Genomic DNA, 16,812 nt, shown 5'->3' on the forward strand with positions numbered 1-16,812 from the left:
TTCCCTATTTAGCATAGTAAAATTGGCTGGATATAACACCGTCCAATTGGCTGTTTTTTTACCCAGCCAATTTGTTATACTTGATGTAGTTAAGAGATGCGGAGGCGTTTGTATGGAATGGAAGCTAGATAACGACAGCAAAATCCCAATTTATCAGCAAGTTGTTGACTTTATTGAAAGACGCATTACATATGGAGAGCTTCCCCCAGGTAGCTTCCTCCCTTCAGAACGGAAATTAGCTACGCAGTTAAATGTAAACCGCAGTACGGTAACGACTGCTTATAATGAACTTCGCGCAATGGGAATTGTAGAAAGCACGACCGGTAAAGGTACACGTGTGAGTACACATATGTGGGGCGTTTCTCCAACATTTACGCCGAACTGGAGAGGTTTCGTAGAAGGCGGGACTTTCTTACCAAATTTACCGTTACTTCGCCATATTCGGGCAGAAGTACAGCAAAATGAAAACATGATTGATTTCGCAAACGGAGAGCTCGGTTGTAACCTTTATCCTCACGATCAACTACAAATGATTTTACGAGAACAACCGTTAACACAGTCATTAAGTTACGATCATCCGCAGGGCTATCTCCCGCTAAGACAAGCGGTAGTAAAATATATGAAGGATTATTTAAAAATTGAAGCGACCGAACAGTCGATTATGATTACATCTGGCGCGCAGCAAGCACTTCACCTTATCGTACAATGTTTATTAAATCCAGGTGATGCAGTCGCTTTCGAAAGTCCTTCTCACTGCTATTCATTACCGCTATTCCAATCAGCAGGTATTCGTATTTTTCCTTTGCCTGTCGATGAACACGGTATTAATCCAGACGATGTGCAAGAGTTATATAGAAAGCATCGTATTAAAATGATCTTTTTAAATCCAAATTTCCAAAATCCTACTGGAACGATGCTGCATCCAAATCGGAGAAAAAAACTGCTATCACTTTGTGCGGACTTACGAATTGCAATCGTTGAAGATGATCCGTCTAGTTTACTTACGCTAGAAAATAAACAACCTTGCCCTACTTTGAAATCAATTGATGAAAATGGAACTGTCATTTATGTACATTCTTTATCAAAAATGATTGCGCCAGGGTTACGAGTTGGCTGGCTTGTCGCTCCGCAGTCAGTAGTAGAACGATTATCCGATGCACGGCACCAAATGGAATTAGGAATGAGTATATTCCCCCAGTGGCTTATGCAACAATTTTTCGAAACCGTTCCATTCCAGTCACATATCGTACCGTTACGAAAACAACTGGCAGAAAAAAGAGATATTATCGTCCGCGCTCTAAACGAGCAACTTCATGATAAAATCTCTTTTTCAAAGCCTACTGGTGGTATTTATATATGGGGAAAATTAAACGAACCGATAAACGAAAAACAGCTCATTATGCAAAGCTTAAAACAAGAAATCGCCTTTATGCCGGGTAGTATTTTCGGCGCGAAAGATGGTTATATTCGTTTATCTTACGGGAAGGTGAATATTGATCAAATTGAGGAAGGTATTTCTCGTTTGCGTGAGGCAATTTTGATTTGTGAAAAATAACTTTAATCAGCGGGGGTTCTGTCCATCCCCACTGATTATTAGCCTTCACCAATCGGACTTTTATGGAGAGTTGATCCACCACCTAACTTCCTCGTAATCACTTATTTTTGAGGTTGGAATCATACTGCCCGTTAATGCAGGATAGAGCATTCTCGTTTGACAAAACCTAAATCTACCATTATTATCAACTCGAACCTATTTATAGGAGTGATAAATATGAAAATTTATGTTGATGCAGATGCTTGTCCTGTAAAAGATGTGATTATTTTTGAAGCTACGAATGCAGAAATTCCTGTTACTCTCGTTACTAGCTTTTCTCATTATTCTAATGCTAAGCAGCCAGCAGGTGTGGAAACAATTTATGTTGATTCCGGAGCAGATGCTGCGGATTACCGAATTATGCAGTTAGCAAAAAAAGAAGATTTAATCGTAACGCAAGATTACGGTCTTGCTTCGCTCGCTTTAGCAAAAGGCTGTATCGTTCTACACCATAAAGGCTATAAGTATACGAATGAAAACATTGACCAACTATTGCAAACACGGTATTTAAGTGCAATGGTTCGAAAAAGCGGCAAGCGTACAAAGGGGCCAAAACCATTTACAGCAGAAGATAAAGAGAAATTTAGAGAGCTCTTTAAAAGTGTAATTTCACTTTAGAAATGAACATTCTATTTGTAGGGAAAGCTTAGCAAAAAAAGAAGAGAATATCCAAATGAACATTCTCTTCTTGAGGTTTACCCGTTCAAAAAGACGGTAAGTTATCTAAGTTATTCTCTTTCATACCATCCGGTTCACTACGTATAATATCCCTACCATACTTATGAAATACGTCTACATGAGCTAACTTCCCTGATTTTGCTTCATCAAGAGCAGTAATATAATCTAACTCTCTTCCGCCACTTGTTTTAAAAGCAATCAAATCCCCATCATCATTTTTACGAACAGCAACAATGTGTTCTGCTCCTGAATCGACTTCCCTGGCTACTTCCAATTGAGCTTGCTCTTCTCCTTGATGTAAGTAATCATTATAAACTTTTTGAAAGTCTTTTTTATCCAATAAACTCACCTCCAAAACATTTTATTAGTATGTTTGGAAGGTATTGGTTTTATGTACTTCTTCCATCAAGTTCACAAAAATACACTCCCTCAAAGAGATAACCCGAATCATAATTTTTTCAATCTAATACAAATTCATTTTAGAATCCTATAGAGTATCTCTCAATTTAAGCTTAATTAAAGTGTTAATATTTTCCTGATAATATTATAATTTATTTATATCGAAAAAAAATATGAAATGGAGAATGATTATGTTGAATATAGATATTAATCGTTTAACTGATATTTGTTTAGACTATCAGCAGTCTAGATTTTATGTTACTAGAATACCTAAAGATTTCTTATCAATTGCAAATACACGTTTTTCTATACCAACAGATGACCAAATTATCGCTTTTTTAAGTTGTAATTTGTTTGGATCAGGAAAATATGGCGTTTACTTTACAAGTTCAGGTTTATACTGGAAAAATTGGTTATTAGGTACAGGGAATATGACATGGGATCAATTAAATGAAGTGCAACAAATTGAAATTGATAAAGATGGCTTTTTATCTTTTGATGCACAAAAAAGCTTTAATATTAGCGGAAGCGATTATCCGCCACTGTTATTTAAAGAATTACTTATGACTCTTATAAGTTCTTTCCATAATTCAAAGAAAAATGATATACATCCAGTTATAAAAATTAATGAGATAAAATCAATCTGTTCTTTGTTTGAGACGCATGATGAATTATTAGAACCTGATAATGGTTTATTTGTAGATACTCATATTTCACACAAAAAGTTAAAGGAAATTGGAGCAAAATATATTATTCCAAAAGAAGAAAAAATCATTGCTTTTTTAGATACATCAGTCCTTGGTAATTTGGGTAAAGGATCCGATGGAGTATTAATTTGTGAACCTGGTATATATTTTAGAGAAACTTTTGTACACTTGTATTTCCCATGGCATGCCTTTAGAAATGTTCCTATTACTTTGACTTCAAACGAATTAGAAATCGGAAAAGGAAACATATTTCATCTTCAACATGCTAGAATGCCTAGTCAGGATATTCTATTATTCATCAAGAATTTAAAACAATATGTGAATACTTTATATGAGGAAAATCCGCAACTACATATTTAATAAATTCGTTACATATAAGCTCGTGTATAATTAATTCTAAAATTTCAATTCAACTAAAAAACCGATTATTTTTGTAGGGAACCCACAGAAATAATCGGTTTTTAAATCTTATTCTTTGTTTAAATGCTCTTTTATGATGGAATCTGGTGATGAACCACATGCTCTAATTCGGTAGTCTTTTTAATATCTATGTCGTTTCTTCAAAATCTTCAATATAGCATCTGTGTAAAAAACGTACTCCACTCTTCTTCAGTTAAAAGCTTTTGGTTCTGTAACGACATGATAGATGTTACTAATACAACTTACACTAGAAATTTAAATATTCTTTTGAGTGTTTTCAAATGAAAACATAGTCCCCTCACTATTTGATTGTAAAGTGTATTTTATATCGAACATCTTTGATATATCTTCAATATTTTTTAAGCCGAGCCCCGTTCCTTTACTATTCATATCAAACCCAATCCCGTTATCTCTAAAGAAAACAATATCATCACCTATGAGAATCTCAAGTTTGTTAGCTTTTGAATGTTTAAGCACATTTTGAAAAATATTATCGAATAGCCTTTGAATCCATAACTCATTACTATTCCATATCAACTCTTTTTCTTGTGGATTATATACTAATTCAATTTTATGAATGCTATACAAATAGCTCCATTTTTTAACCATGTTTTCTATTAAATTTTGTATATTCACTTCATCCTTCACAATATAAGTATTCTCTAATGTCTCTGTAGATTGAATATTAAATTCGTTAGTTAAATCACTTATATATTGTATCTGCCCATACATTGATTCAAGTACTGGTGCTTGTCCTTCGTATTCGCCTTCTAAATAATATAATTGTAATCTAACCGCTGTTAAGGGTGTATTAATATCATGCCGTAATTTATTTAATAGTTCCTTTTTTATTTGATCCTGTTGTTGTAGTTCTAATTCTCGATAAGTCGTTCTTTCTATAAGCAAGTTTACTGATTTAATCAGTTCCCCCATCTCATCATCGCTTTTGACATCTATTATATTTGGAATTTTTTTATCACTTGCTAAATCTCGAATCGTTTGATTTAATACATTAATTTTATTTAATAATGTATTAATTGATTTTGAAAATACAAAAGCTAATACTAATAGTGATAATAAAAATATGATTAACATAGTAGGATATGCAAAGGATTCATGAAAAGGAATGTTCTTGTTTTTAGTTTTAAAGGCAACATTATAAATAACTGATACAAAGATACTAATCGACAGTAATAACAATGGTACGCTAATAATAGCAGTGAATAGTAATAACTGATATTTCTTCTTTAATTTCATTTCTTCATAAAGGTATTTAATCTATACCCTTCTCCATATATGTTCTGAATAATGTTACCTGTTTTATCATCGATTTTGGTCCTAATTTTCTTTATATGTACGTTCATGATATTTTGATTTCTATCTTCGAGTTGCCATAAGTAATCAAAGAAGTGTTCTTTTGTTAGAATTCTATCCCTATTTTCATACAAATAGAAAAATATTTTACGCTCAATCGCTGTAAACACAACTTCATCACGCAAACCATTAATGAAAACCCTTTTATATTCTGCATCTATAAATAAATGTTTAATTTGCGTGAAAGTACCATATTGATTATCTAACATTTTCTGAATTCTTAACAATAATTCTCGAGGATCAAAAGGTTTTATCATGTATTCTTCTCCAATGGTAAGACCTTTTAGTTTACTATCAATATCATTCCGAGCTGATAGAAATATGATTGGAATATTTAATCCTAGATTTTTTATTTTTTTTGTAATTTGATAACCATCTTCACCTGGTAACATAACATCCATTATGACTAAATCTATTTCATGAATTACATCAAGAACATTCTTTCCTTCTTTCTCCCAATACACTTTATACTTCTCACGCTGCAAAATTTTTTGTAATAAATTCCCTATCATCAAATCATCTTCAACAATTAATATGTTATATTCTTTCATTATGTAGACCTTCCATCACTAAAATAACAATAGCTTAGTTCTTCACTACTTTATTATTAATAAAATCCATTGCAAGTTTGTATATTTCATCAGGAGCGTGTAAATAAATACTATGTGTACCTTCAATTTTTTTCACATCAGCTATCAATAACTTGCTAGCAAACTCCTCATAATCTCTGTTTTTTTGCTTTGTATATTTCGAGTTTTTATTTTCCCTAGCAATCGCATCTATAAATAAAATTGGTGTTTCTTTTGGGAATGATAAGGAATTAGATTTGTTACTGTTATTGTAACTTTGTAAAAGTTCTTGCTTCATATTATCATTAAAAGCTTGTTTATATGAGAGCGCTTTATAAATAGTTTTTTCCTGTTCGGTTAAAAAGGATTGCTGAATTACTTCGGGATTATAAGTAATAGAAGGAGCTAATCGCTGAAAACCAATTTTCGTTAAAATATTCATCCCTTTTATTATTAATGAATCAACCTCGTCTATTTTATGAGTTACGTACTGATTAGGTAAACCAATATCTAACCCAATAATCCCTTTTACTTCACTTGGGTATTTTTGTGCCCAATAAATAGCCTCTATACCCGATAGAGAATGTGGCACTAAAATATAGGGAGGTTTATTCCCACTTCTAATAAGCGCTTCTCTCGTTTGTTCTAATATCGTATCAATATCTCTATCATCATGAAAAACATCACTGTATCCATAACCAGCCCTCTCAATTACAGAAATCTTGTTTTCTTTCGAAAATTCACTATATAATCCTTTCAATTCATAAACAGGAGCGGCAATTCCAGATCCGGCCATAAATACAAACGTATCCTTCCCGCTCCCCTCGTCATAAACATTCACTTTTTTATTATTGAAATTAACAAGTTCCCCTTCATTGTTCATTAATTTCGATTCCATTCTTAATTGATAGTTATGATATATAAATACAGCGCCTGTTCCAAGGAAAATAATGCTGCTACACACCAAAAATATAATCTTTACTATCTTCAATAATTTTTTCATTTGACACCCCTTTCAGCCTATACTGAAAGGGTACAATGTAAAAATAAATTTCTAATAAATTTTTCAAAATTAATATTTTCTCTTTGTTTCTAAGTATGGATTTCTTTTAAAATTTCCAATTCAAAGACCTTTTTTAATACCTACGCAAATCCTTCAAAGTCTCCAATATATCATCTGTAAAGGCAGTAACACCCTCATTCTCTAAAGCTGTAAAATATAAACTTCTTAAGAAAGCTCTAATATTTTGTACTAAAATAGCATGCTGAGGATGTCGGATGTCTTCAACAATTGCTATACTATGTAGCCAGTTGCTCCACTCTTCTTCAGTTAAAAGATTTTGATTACGTAACGACATAATTGGCGTTACTAATCTCTCATCCTCAAAGTGTATGTATACGTAGTCACTCATACGAACTTTTTGACGAACAGCAGCTAGTATTGCATATGAAAACTCACGATTTTGTATTGTACGTGCTAAAGCATCTAGTGCATCTGCCGCATGTGCAGTAGAATGTGCCCAGCCTTTTCCTTCTACGTAACCCCTTACATCTTCTTCTAAATATACATATTCCAGAACTTGTTCTGCCACACTATACAGTTGTTCTTCAGATAACAGTGGTTCTCTTTCATGAACAGATAAAATAAGTGGTGGAATCAATACGGAGAACGCACGTTTAAAAACAGAGTCTGTTCCCTTTTCACCAATTTTATAAAATAAATAATCAGGACTAATTGCTTGTAGCATTAATCCTCGTAATTCTTTTTGTCGAAATACATCATTTGTAATCCACGTGTGAAGCGTACTATAAATCAAATCATCACGTAATTCAGCATCAGGTGATCCGATATAATCTAGCATCCATTGTGCATATGGATATGCATCTACATCTTCTGGTACAGCATAATTATTATTTTTAATTTGTTGTAATTCTGCTTTTAATTCTTGTACTTCTGTCATTATATTTCCTGTCCCCTTTTTACGTTTTTTAATTGCCTTATCCCCTGTTATTCACTTCATAAAATTACTCTCATTATACAAGAATTATAACAACAAATATAATGCTATACATATATTTCTGATTTTGTATTACTTTCTTTCCTGAAATATAACTTCTGGATTTTCTAAATCACTATTCTGAAATATAACATTCGCACACTCTTTCGGGTTATGCTCTTCAATATACATCTTACAAGCCGCATGATACCTGTTCAAAAACATCTTCTCTGCTTCTTCATAACTTCCAAAAACTTCTGTTTCTCGCTTTGCACCACGATTTCTCGCAATCTCAAAATCGGTATCTACAAAAATTTTATAATCAAATAGATGCTCAATGTCTTTTTTCAATAGAAATGTTCCATCTACTATTAGCACCATATTTGACAAGGCCACTAGCGGCTCATTATGTACAGAGACATCCGTTATTAAGTTATGAGAAATCGTTTCATACTGTAAATTCCCGCTAGGTCCTAAAGGCTTTAATAATCTTTCTTTGAAAGCTGTATAATCGTGTGCATCTTCGTAATACCCTCTTGCTGATTCTTTACCTTGTGTATAGCGAATTGCTCTCGGGTTATGAAAATCATCAATGCTTGCACGTGTTACTGGTACTCCGCACTGTTTCAATTCCTCCGCTAGTTCATTTGCAAATGTTGTCTTTCCTGAGGCTGTAATACCACTCACTCCAACTCTTATTGGATGAGTTAAATTTAACGTTAAAATATGATCAGCAATTTCTTTCATTCGTTTTTGGCGATGCACGATATGACCTCCTCATTTTTGTTTACATAACAAAATTATGATAAATAAAAATATCACTACTTGTCGGTATATTTTTATTTATATACATATTCCTTATTTCCCTTTAAACCCTCGATATAAAGCAGTCCGTAACTCTTGCTTGTATTCCTCAATTTCTGGCATATCCAGCTCTTCTGCTAATCGAATTGCTAATTCAATATCATACGGTACACGTACGAGTTGAATGGAAAAGCTCGCTGCTTCTTTTTCATTGTAAGTTCCTTCAAAGATTAAATAGGATGCTTGTGTAATCTCAAGAGGGTTTCCTACGCTACCAGCATTACATAACGTTTTCCCTCTAAAATTTTGCACATACGCTTGGTGAACGTCACCGTAGCAAACGACATCTGGTTTTCTTTCCCCTTCTATATTTTCCGTCAAATCGCTATTTTCGAACATACTAACACGCTCTTCTCTTGAAGCGTGTGGTTGAACTCTTTCATATAAACTTCTCGGTGAAGCGTGGAACATACGAATGAGTTTCCCGCTCATATAAAACTCGATGGAAAATGGTAAACTCCTTAAATATTCATTTTGTTCTTCTGACAGTTGTTTTTGATGCCATTTTAACGCTTCAAATTCAGTTGGCTTTGTAATGAAATCATCCCAGTTCCCCATTACAACTCCTTCACATTCTTTACGAATGATTTCAATCACTTCGCTAGAATGAGGACCTTTTCCTACTAAATCTCCAAGACAAATAATGCGTTCGATTCCTCTTAATTTAATATCTTGCAGTACTGATTCTAAAGCCGGAATATTACCATGAATATCTGAAATTATCGCTATTTTATCCAAATGAACCCCTCCGTTATTTATTGTTTATTATATCCATATGATATGATTGATACCATTTCGGAATATAGGATAAAAAATGATTATGGTCTTCTAAAATTCGGTTTAATCTCTCCTTCATATCCTTTACTAAATGCGGTGTCGTTCGATTTGTCCATACTATATCGGATGGGAAAATCATTGCTGCGTATAGCGAATACAATTTCCAAAAATGCAGCGATGGTTCACCTCCGCAATAACCGTGAACTTGTCCTACAGCGAATGGTACGCTTATATTAGTCGTAAATAACGCTACTTTATAAAAATCATGAATTGGATCACCAAAATCGAATCTAGCAAAATCAATGACAGCCCTAAATTCATTATGTTCAATCATTATATTGGCTGGATGAAAATCGTCATGTAAAAATACAATTGGACGATTTTTTAATAAGTCTTTATGATTTCCTACAAAGTCTAACACTGTATTTAAATTTAGAAAGTCTACCTCATATTCTTTCAACGCTTCTAAGTATCTTTTATATTTACTCCATATAGACATTTCCCATGAATTACTTGTACCCTCTTTTTCGACTAAATGAATCTTTTTTAGCACTTCTCCGGCCTTTTTTCCAGCCCTATACTGCTCTTCGATAGACAAATTTCTTAATATGTCTTCACCATCTAGTCCATCAATCCACTCAAAAACTTGTACACATTTCTTTAATTCGGTAAGGCTTATAAAATAAATTAGTTTCGGCATGGGAATATGTAACGGCTCTAGCAGCTGCATATATTCATATTCTTCCTGCTTCCGTTCAAAATATGAAAAATCGCATACCTTTATAAAATATCTTTCACCATTCTCTAGTTCAATTTTATATTTCTCATCGAACGAAAAACCTTTTGAAATAACAGTCGCTCTTAAAATACGAGGCCAGTCTAATTTTCTTTCTATCGCTTTTAAAATTGTCTCCATAAAACTCACCTCTATTAATATATGTACATACTACCTAGTACTTCGTGTACTTGTTTACCTTCCTCTTTAAACTCCACCGCAAACGGATATTCCCCATACTGCATTAAACGTTCTTTTACTATCCCTTCCCCAATCGGTTCACAAAACTGCACACTAATACCACCAAACAATACACTTTGACACTCCGCATTCCATTCTTCATTTTTCATGACTGAGCTTGCAGTTAGCTCCATTACTTCTTCCCATTTCCGCACTGTTTCTCGAACATTTTTCACTGCGTAATGAATCGTTTCAATTTGTTGTACTTTGTTTTTATGTTCAGTGATTGTTCCTATGTTACGTAAATCGTTTCTTCTTTCTTCGTCCGTTTCATTCCATTGTATAAAGAAAGGTAATTTCGGTCCGTTCTCTTCTTGCTTTACAAATAACATTTTCCATTCTAAAAGACGGCCATCTTTCCTCATACGTTTTCCTTCAAATGGTCCTATCGTATGTAAGCCGTGCTTGTTAAGCTTAACTGCTAGTTCTTCAATTTCATCTGTTCGAATTGCGATTTGTAGCATCCCTTCTCCATTTTGCAATTTAACAACCGTTTCCTGTACTAATGGATTTTCTGCTTCTTTCGCTTTTTCTTCATGCTTAACTGCTAAAAATTCTATATATGATAAATCAAAGTAACATAAACTATTCCAAGTCCCCCAGTTTGTATGCTCACCGCCTAACGCAGTATGAAAACCTAGTGCCTGCATTTGTTTTGTCGCCTCCTCAGGCGTACAATGAACTGCGTGAACGAGATGATCAAATGTTAACATTTTCTTTCTCCCCTTTCTCTCCATCCTTTTATTGTATATTTTCTTTTTATTTCATTCAATTCAAAAAAATTTAAAACCTAGTTGATTTATACGATTAATATGTATTATAATAAAACAAATTTAAATATTGCTGATTGGAAAAACCAAAGGCACTTTTCTCATACGGGAAAAGTGCCTTTTTATTTATTATTACAGGGGGATTATTTATGCAGAAATTAATTATCTTTGCTATTATCGGATTTTTCGCTCAATTGATTGATGGAGCACTTGGAATGGCGTACGGGGTAACGTCTTCCTCTTTATTATTAATGTTTGGTATCGCACCGGCTGTTGCATCTGCATCGGTTCATTTAGCTGAAGTCGTTACAACTGCGGCTTCTGGTGCATCTCACATCCGATTTGGAAACGTTGATAAATATACAGTTTCCAGGCTTACATTACCTGGAGCAATTGGTGCATTTGTTGGGGCATGTTTTTTAAGTAATTTACCTGGCGATGTAATTAAACCGTATATTTCCTTATTTTTATTTACTTTAGGAGTTTATATTTTATTACGATTCATCATTCAAAAACAAATTGTTTCTTCAAATAAGCGTATGTCTGCTAAACAACTTGTACCGCTCGGTCTGTTCGCAGGATTCGTTGATTCAACTGGCGGTGGTGGCTGGGGGCCTATTACGACACCTGTTCTTCTTGCAAAAGGAAATGATGCTAGAAAAGTTATTGGATCTGTAGATACGAGCGAATTTCCTGTTTCACTCGCTGCAACAATCGGCTTTTTCATCTCACTTGGTTGGGAACAAATAAGCTGGGTTTGGGTATTTGCCCTAATGCTCGGTGGTATTGTTGCCGCACCAATCGCAGCATGGTTAGTACGCATCGTTCCTTCGCATTTACTTGGCGTACTCGTTGGTGGACTTATTATCTTTACGAATATACGTACATTACTTACATCATTTAAAGTTGATCCAACTATTATTACACTTTCTTATGTTGCAGTTAGCCTTATCGTTATTATCTCTATTTTCATTTCTGTCCGTAACCATTCGAAACATTCAACAATTGGATACCCGGCAAATCAAAAACAAATGCTACCATAATTACGTAAAATACCGCCCGATTTACTTCGAGCGGTATTCTTTATTTTTCAATCTTCCAATTTATCATTGTTTCAGTACTATTTACTCTTTTCATATGTAATTTCTCTAATACACGAATAGAGCTATAGTTATCAAGGAGTGTCTCCGCTATAATCGTTTCCACTTCTCCTGTTTGAAAAGCCCATTTCATTAATTCACTAACTGCTTCTGTTGCATACCCTTTATTCCAATATTTCTCAATAAATCCGTAACCAATTTCTACTGTATGTTGCTCGTTCGGTTTCCCTTTAAATCCTATATCACCTAGAACAACATCATCCTCTTTCCGAATAACATACCACGCGCCCCACGGTAATAAAGCCGCATCTTGTTTCACATTTTCTATATGCCCTAAAATATGCGGGCCACTATTGTATCCTTGATTATTCGCAATTTGAACCCATTCTTCCGTACATGGGATAATATGTAATCTTTCAGTTTCTAATTTCATAACGATGTCCCCTTTTCAATTAAACAATACTTCAATTTTACTATAAATATATAGAATATTCATTCTTTTTCGTAATATTCATTCTTTTTCGTATACACATATATTTATTCTTTGAAACAAAATAAAAAACTAATCCCCTTTAATAGTTATGTCGAATTATATTTTCTGAATTTTCTTTTAATTTTAAAGGGTTTTTCATTATTTTTTGCGAAACTTTTGTATAACAACTTTTTATTTGTTAATTGTTACATAACAGTAGGTTCGGGTGGAGTTTTGCAAGCGTTTCCTGTACAATAACCGATATTTTTTGACTTTTCCCAACAAAATCCCTTGCAATATATTCAGAAAGTCATTACAATTGCCATATATTAAAAATCTTAGCAATATATAAATCCTCATCAATCCGATGAGGTAGAGGTTGCAACTTTTAAGAGTAGAACGGCCGAGACACAGAGAATGTCACCGACTCCGTTTGAAAGGAAAAGTTGCCGAAGTTTATATTTCTTCTCTGGAAATATTGGCTGGGGCTGTCTCCGAAAGGAACAGAACTGTCACGTTTACAAAATTACCGTGTAGACGTGGGGTGCTATCTTAACGGAAGGGTATGATGGGGTGGTTATTTGTGAAACGTTCCGCCTAATTCTTTTGGCGGTTTTTTGTATTTTTCTCCCCCGCTCCTTCCTATCTTACAAGAAAAGGAGTGTTGAACATGAATAGCGCAACGAATCAAGCTACCTCTAAAACGCAAACTACACAAGGACAAGGTGAATTAAAACGTGGATTAAAATCTCGTCACCTTACGATGATTTCTCTCGGTGGTACAATCGGTACCGGACTATTTCTTGCCAGTGGTGGTGTTATCCATTCGGCTGGACCTGGCGGTGCACTAGTCGCATACGCTGCAATTGGAATTATGGTTTATTTCTTAATGACAAGCTTAGCAGAACTCGCAGCTTACATGCCTGTTACTGGATCATTTAGTACTTATGCAACAAAATTTGTTGATCCATCACTTGGCTTTGCACTTGGATGGAACTACTGGTATAACTGGGCGATTACGATCGCTGCTGAACTAGCGGCCGTAACATTAATTATGAAATTTTGGTTCCCAGATACCCCTTCTCTTATTTGGAGTGGACTTTGTTTAGCTATTATTTTTCTCTTAAACTATTTATCTGTTAAAGGTTTTGGTGAATCTGAATATTGGTTCGCACTTATTAAAGTAGTTACTATTATTATCTTTTTAATTGTCGGTTTTATGATGATTTTTGGAATTATGGGCGGCGAATCTGTCGGCTTTAAAAACTTCACTGTTGCAGATGCACCATTTAACGGTGGTATCATGGCAATTATCGGTGTATTTATGGCTGCTGGTTTCTCATTCCAAGGAACTGAATTATTAGGAGTAGCTGCTGGTGAAACTGCTGATCCAGAACGCAATATTCCAAAAGCAATTCGTTCTATCTTTTGGCGTATTTTATTATTCTACATTTTAGCAATTCTCGTTATCGGTTTATTAATTCCTTATACGACTGAAAGCCTTGCAGCGAGTGATGTTACAGTAAGTCCATTTACACTTGTATTTGAAAAAGCGGGCGTTGCCTTCGCTGCTTCTGTTATGAACGCTGTTATTTTAACTGCAGTTCTATCTGCTGGTAACTCTGGAATGTATGCATCAACTCGTATGCTTTGGGATTTAGCTCGCCAAGGAAAAGCACCAAAGTTCTTAGGCAAATTAGATAGCCGCGGTGTACCTGTTAACGCATTAATCGCAACATCAGTAGTTGGTAGCGTCGCTTTCATCGCTTCTTTATTCGGTGACGGTGTTGTATACATTTGGTTATTAAATGCTTCTGGGATGTCAGGATTTATTGCTTGGGTAGGGATTGCTATTAGTCATTACCGTTTCCGTAAAGCTTATATTGCACAAGGGAAAGATTTAAAAGATTTACCATATCAAGCGAAATGGTTCCCGTTCGGTCCAATCTTTGCATTTACACTTTGTGTTATCGTTATTTTAGGACAAAACTACGGGGCATTTACGGGAGCATCTATCGATTGGAACGGTGTACTTATTTCTTACATCGGTTTACCACTCTTCTTAGTACTATGGTTAGGTTATAAATTTATTAAGAAAACGAAAGTAATTCCACTTGATAAATGTGAACTGAAATAGAATAAAGTATAGCAAAACGAGCAAACAAATTTGTTTGCTCGTTTTTTCATTACAATTCATCTCCCTTCCCTATTGCCACTGTTTTTGCAATAATAGAGGAAATATAAATAAAGGTTGGGATTACATGAACATTCGTATTACTGATGAAGCAATAGCAGCTATACATAGACTAGAACGTGAAGACAAAAAGATTATTCGCATTAGAGGAACAATGACAAACTCTTGCAGCATTTTCGTTGATGTTGATTTAATTTGGGATACATATAATACGGATGATGTTGTATATGAAGATGAACAGCTTATTGTACAAATGGACTCATTCACAAAAGACTACACTGGTGATACGGTGAAACTTGATTATAAGACGACAGGTTTTAGTATAACGACTCCTAGTGAGACGTTGGTGTATGGGTTGTCGATTAAAAAATAAAAATTGTTTTTATCTGACCAATGAGGTGAAAAAATGGGTAAATACGTTCCATTAAAATTTTTATTCAATAAAGAATTAGCAGAAAAAATGGCTGATTCTATTTGTAAACACGAGCCTAATTTCTCTAAAAAAAACTTTGTAGATTCTGTAACATGTAAAGTTGAAAATTTAGAGTTAAAGCAACGTGTCGAAGTAATAGCAGATGAATTACACAATGCATTACAAAAAGATTTTAATGAAGCAATACATATATTACTGAAAACATTGGGACCAGAAAACACAACAGAAGTAGGCACATTTACAAACGGATACATGTACATGCCTATCGCAAAATACGTTGAAAAATATGGACTTAACGATTTTGACTCCTCATTCCATGCAATGTATGAAATAACAAAAAGGAATACTGCTGAATATGCCATTCGTCCTTATCTTGAAAAATACCATGAAGAAACCTTAGACATATTACAGCAGTGGTTACGTGACGAAAACAGCCACATTAGGAGATTAGTTTCAGAAGGTACTAGACCAAGACTTCCTTGGGCAAAAAAAATAGGAGCTCTGAAAGGTGACTTCAGAAATAATTTAAAGCTTCTTGAGCCATTAATGAATGACCCTTCTAAGTATGTTCAAAAATCTGTAGCCAATCACATTAATGATATTACGAAAGAAAATAACGAACTCGTTCTTCAATGGTTGCAACAATTACTCGATAAACAGCATCCTGTTAACCCTTGGATTATGAAACATGGATTAAGAACGATGATAAAAAATGGCACTTTACCAAAAGATTTTTGTTTTTAAGTATTTTAAACAAAAACGCTTATGCTTCAAAAATGAAGTATAAGCGTTTTTTCTCTTTAAAGCATTATCCCTGCCTTAATATATTTTGAAACATTTCTGGCTTACTTTGTTCAAAGCTCTCTATTAGTTCTTTTCCAAATATCGTTATACTCTTTTCCCAAGGATGACCTAAATAGCCCCACTTAAAATCCTTCTGAATAAAGAAATAATAATCTCCATTTGGAAAAATCGGGATAGTCCACTCATCAAATTCATTTCTTTCAAACTCTAAGTGTGGATTCACCCAATAACATTCATGTTGCCAATCAAGTGCCATTATATATTCATTCAATGCTGTATTTTCTTTAAAAACTTGTACCGCTTTATCTTCCAGATCGTCATATGCATTTAAATCTACCGATTCTCCGAAGTAATGAGATATATCATATGTAACAAAAGGACTTGGCACCTTAAAAGATGGAAATACAGAATCACTTGGCGAAAACTTAAGCTCACTATATATCCTGTCCCCAATTTGGTCGTACTCTTTGTCTGTAAACTCCATCCAATTTTTCATTAAACAACTGCCTTCTCTTATAAGTTCAAAGGATTTCCACTCAATTATCCCGAATATATAAATAATCATTCTCGCAAGGAGCCAATTTATATGAATCTATTCGAACACGAAACGTAAAACCGCTTCATTTTAATAAGAGGTCCTCCCTT

The 16,812-nt window shown here is 34.2% G+C and carries 18 protein-coding genes and 1 riboswitch; of the genes, 7 read left to right on the plus strand and 11 right to left on the minus strand.

Annotated elements, in window-relative coordinates; genetic code table 11:
- Nucleotides 1-112 precede the first annotated feature (112 nt).
- Both pdxR and NSQ47_RS09350 read left to right on the plus strand, forming a co-directional pair.
- On the plus strand, nucleotides 113-1,555 hold the full coding sequence (pdxR, locus tag NSQ47_RS09345) for a MocR-like pyridoxine biosynthesis transcription factor PdxR (RefSeq protein ID WP_340824544.1): 1,443 nt from the start codon (nucleotides 113-115) through the stop codon (nucleotides 1,553-1,555).
- A 216-nt stretch (nucleotides 1,556-1,771) separates the two neighbouring features.
- Nucleotides 1,772-2,212: a YaiI/YqxD family protein gene (locus NSQ47_RS09350; RefSeq protein WP_002161286.1), complete on the plus strand. Its 441-nt coding sequence runs from the start codon at nucleotides 1,772-1,774 to the stop codon at nucleotides 2,210-2,212.
- A gap of 85 nt (nucleotides 2,213-2,297) precedes the next feature.
- Here NSQ47_RS09350 and NSQ47_RS09355 read toward each other — a convergent pair whose 3' ends face one another.
- Nucleotides 2,298-2,612, minus strand: a complete 315-nt coding sequence (locus tag NSQ47_RS09355) for a DUF3892 domain-containing protein (protein ID WP_002161285.1) — start codon at nucleotides 2,610-2,612, stop codon at nucleotides 2,298-2,300.
- Between the two features lie 250 nt (nucleotides 2,613-2,862).
- On the opposite strand from NSQ47_RS09355, the gene NSQ47_RS09360 reads away from it, so the two are divergent.
- Nucleotides 2,863-3,738, plus strand: a complete 876-nt coding sequence (locus tag NSQ47_RS09360) for a hypothetical protein (protein WP_340824548.1) — start codon at nucleotides 2,863-2,865, stop codon at nucleotides 3,736-3,738.
- Nucleotides 3,739-4,053: 315 nt separating this feature from the next.
- On the opposite strand, the gene NSQ47_RS09365 is transcribed toward NSQ47_RS09360, so the two are convergent.
- The 8 genes from NSQ47_RS09365 to NSQ47_RS09400 all read right to left on the minus strand — a co-directional run bounded on the left by NSQ47_RS09365 (nucleotide 4,054) and on the right by NSQ47_RS09400 (nucleotide 11,107).
- Complete coding sequence (locus NSQ47_RS09365; RefSeq protein WP_340824549.1) at nucleotides 4,054-5,055, minus strand: sensor histidine kinase; 1,002 nt, start codon at nucleotides 5,053-5,055, stop codon at nucleotides 4,054-4,056.
- Nucleotides 5,052-5,723 carry a response regulator transcription factor gene (locus tag NSQ47_RS09370; RefSeq protein WP_340824552.1) on the minus strand — a complete coding sequence of 224 codons (672 nt, stop codon included), beginning with the start codon at nucleotides 5,721-5,723 and terminating at the stop codon, nucleotides 5,052-5,054. The genes NSQ47_RS09365 and NSQ47_RS09370 overlap by 4 nt, the downstream gene beginning before the upstream one ends.
- 34 nt (nucleotides 5,724-5,757) lie before the next feature.
- Nucleotides 5,758-6,744, minus strand: a complete 987-nt coding sequence (locus NSQ47_RS09375; protein ID WP_340824555.1) for an alpha/beta fold hydrolase — start codon at nucleotides 6,742-6,744, stop codon at nucleotides 5,758-5,760.
- Nucleotides 6,745-6,877: 133 nt separating this feature from the next.
- Nucleotides 6,878-7,702: a DUF2785 domain-containing protein gene (locus NSQ47_RS09380; protein WP_340824557.1), complete on the minus strand. Its 825-nt coding sequence runs from the start codon at nucleotides 7,700-7,702 to the stop codon at nucleotides 6,878-6,880.
- Between the two features lie 129 nt (nucleotides 7,703-7,831).
- Complete coding sequence (locus NSQ47_RS09385; RefSeq protein ID WP_340824559.1) at nucleotides 7,832-8,503, minus strand: hypothetical protein; 672 nt, start codon at nucleotides 8,501-8,503, stop codon at nucleotides 7,832-7,834.
- A gap of 93 nt (nucleotides 8,504-8,596) precedes the next feature.
- Nucleotides 8,597-9,340, minus strand: a complete 744-nt coding sequence (locus tag NSQ47_RS09390) for a metallophosphoesterase family protein (protein ID WP_002161280.1) — start codon at nucleotides 9,338-9,340, stop codon at nucleotides 8,597-8,599.
- A gap of 13 nt (nucleotides 9,341-9,353) precedes the next feature.
- The gene (locus NSQ47_RS09395) at nucleotides 9,354-10,295 is read right to left on the minus strand and encodes an aminoglycoside phosphotransferase family protein (protein WP_340824563.1); all 942 of its coding nucleotides are present in this window, start codon (nucleotides 10,293-10,295) and stop codon (nucleotides 9,354-9,356) included.
- Nucleotides 10,296-10,309: 14 nt separating this feature from the next.
- Entirely contained in the window at nucleotides 10,310-11,107 is a 798-nt protein-coding gene (locus NSQ47_RS09400) for a VOC family protein (RefSeq protein WP_199709711.1), read from the minus strand.
- Nucleotides 11,108-11,313: 206 nt separating this feature from the next.
- Here NSQ47_RS09400 and NSQ47_RS09405 point away from each other — a divergent pair, with 206 nt between their 5' ends.
- Complete coding sequence (locus tag NSQ47_RS09405) at nucleotides 11,314-12,207, plus strand: sulfite exporter TauE/SafE family protein (RefSeq protein ID WP_199709710.1); 894 nt, start codon at nucleotides 11,314-11,316, stop codon at nucleotides 12,205-12,207.
- 40 nt (nucleotides 12,208-12,247) lie between these two features.
- On the opposite strand, the gene NSQ47_RS09410 is transcribed toward NSQ47_RS09405, so the two are convergent.
- Entirely contained in the window at nucleotides 12,248-12,697 is a 450-nt protein-coding gene (locus tag NSQ47_RS09410) for a GNAT family N-acetyltransferase (RefSeq protein WP_340824566.1), read from the minus strand.
- A 404-nt stretch (nucleotides 12,698-13,101) separates the two neighbouring features.
- Nucleotides 13,102-13,294: riboswitch (Lysine riboswitch) on the plus strand.
- Nucleotides 13,295-13,406: 112 nt separating this feature from the next.
- Here NSQ47_RS09410 and NSQ47_RS09415 point away from each other — a divergent pair.
- The 3 genes from NSQ47_RS09415 (at nucleotide 13,407) to NSQ47_RS09425 (ending at nucleotide 16,107) form a co-directional block, all read left to right on the plus strand.
- Nucleotides 13,407-14,873 (plus strand): amino acid permease, encoded by a 1,467-nt coding sequence (locus NSQ47_RS09415; protein ID WP_340824567.1) that lies wholly within the window; start codon nucleotides 13,407-13,409, stop codon nucleotides 14,871-14,873.
- Between the two features lie 124 nt (nucleotides 14,874-14,997).
- The gene (locus NSQ47_RS09420) at nucleotides 14,998-15,303 is read left to right on the plus strand and encodes an iron-sulfur cluster biosynthesis family protein (RefSeq protein ID WP_002161275.1); all 306 of its coding nucleotides are present in this window, start codon (nucleotides 14,998-15,000) and stop codon (nucleotides 15,301-15,303) included.
- Nucleotides 15,304-15,336: 33 nt separating this feature from the next.
- Nucleotides 15,337-16,107 (plus strand): DNA alkylation repair protein, encoded by a 771-nt coding sequence (locus NSQ47_RS09425; protein WP_340824570.1) that lies wholly within the window; start codon nucleotides 15,337-15,339, stop codon nucleotides 16,105-16,107.
- A 64-nt stretch (nucleotides 16,108-16,171) separates the two neighbouring features.
- Here NSQ47_RS09425 and NSQ47_RS09430 read toward each other — a convergent pair whose 3' ends face one another.
- Nucleotides 16,172-16,663: a DUF2716 domain-containing protein gene (locus NSQ47_RS09430; protein WP_340824572.1), complete on the minus strand. Its 492-nt coding sequence runs from the start codon at nucleotides 16,661-16,663 to the stop codon at nucleotides 16,172-16,174.
- Nucleotides 16,664-16,812 lie beyond the last annotated feature (149 nt).

This window comes from Bacillus sp. FSL R10-2780, assembly GCF_038006125.1.
Lineage (GTDB): Bacteria > Bacillota > Bacilli > Bacillales > Bacillaceae_G > Bacillus_A > Bacillus_A cereus_U.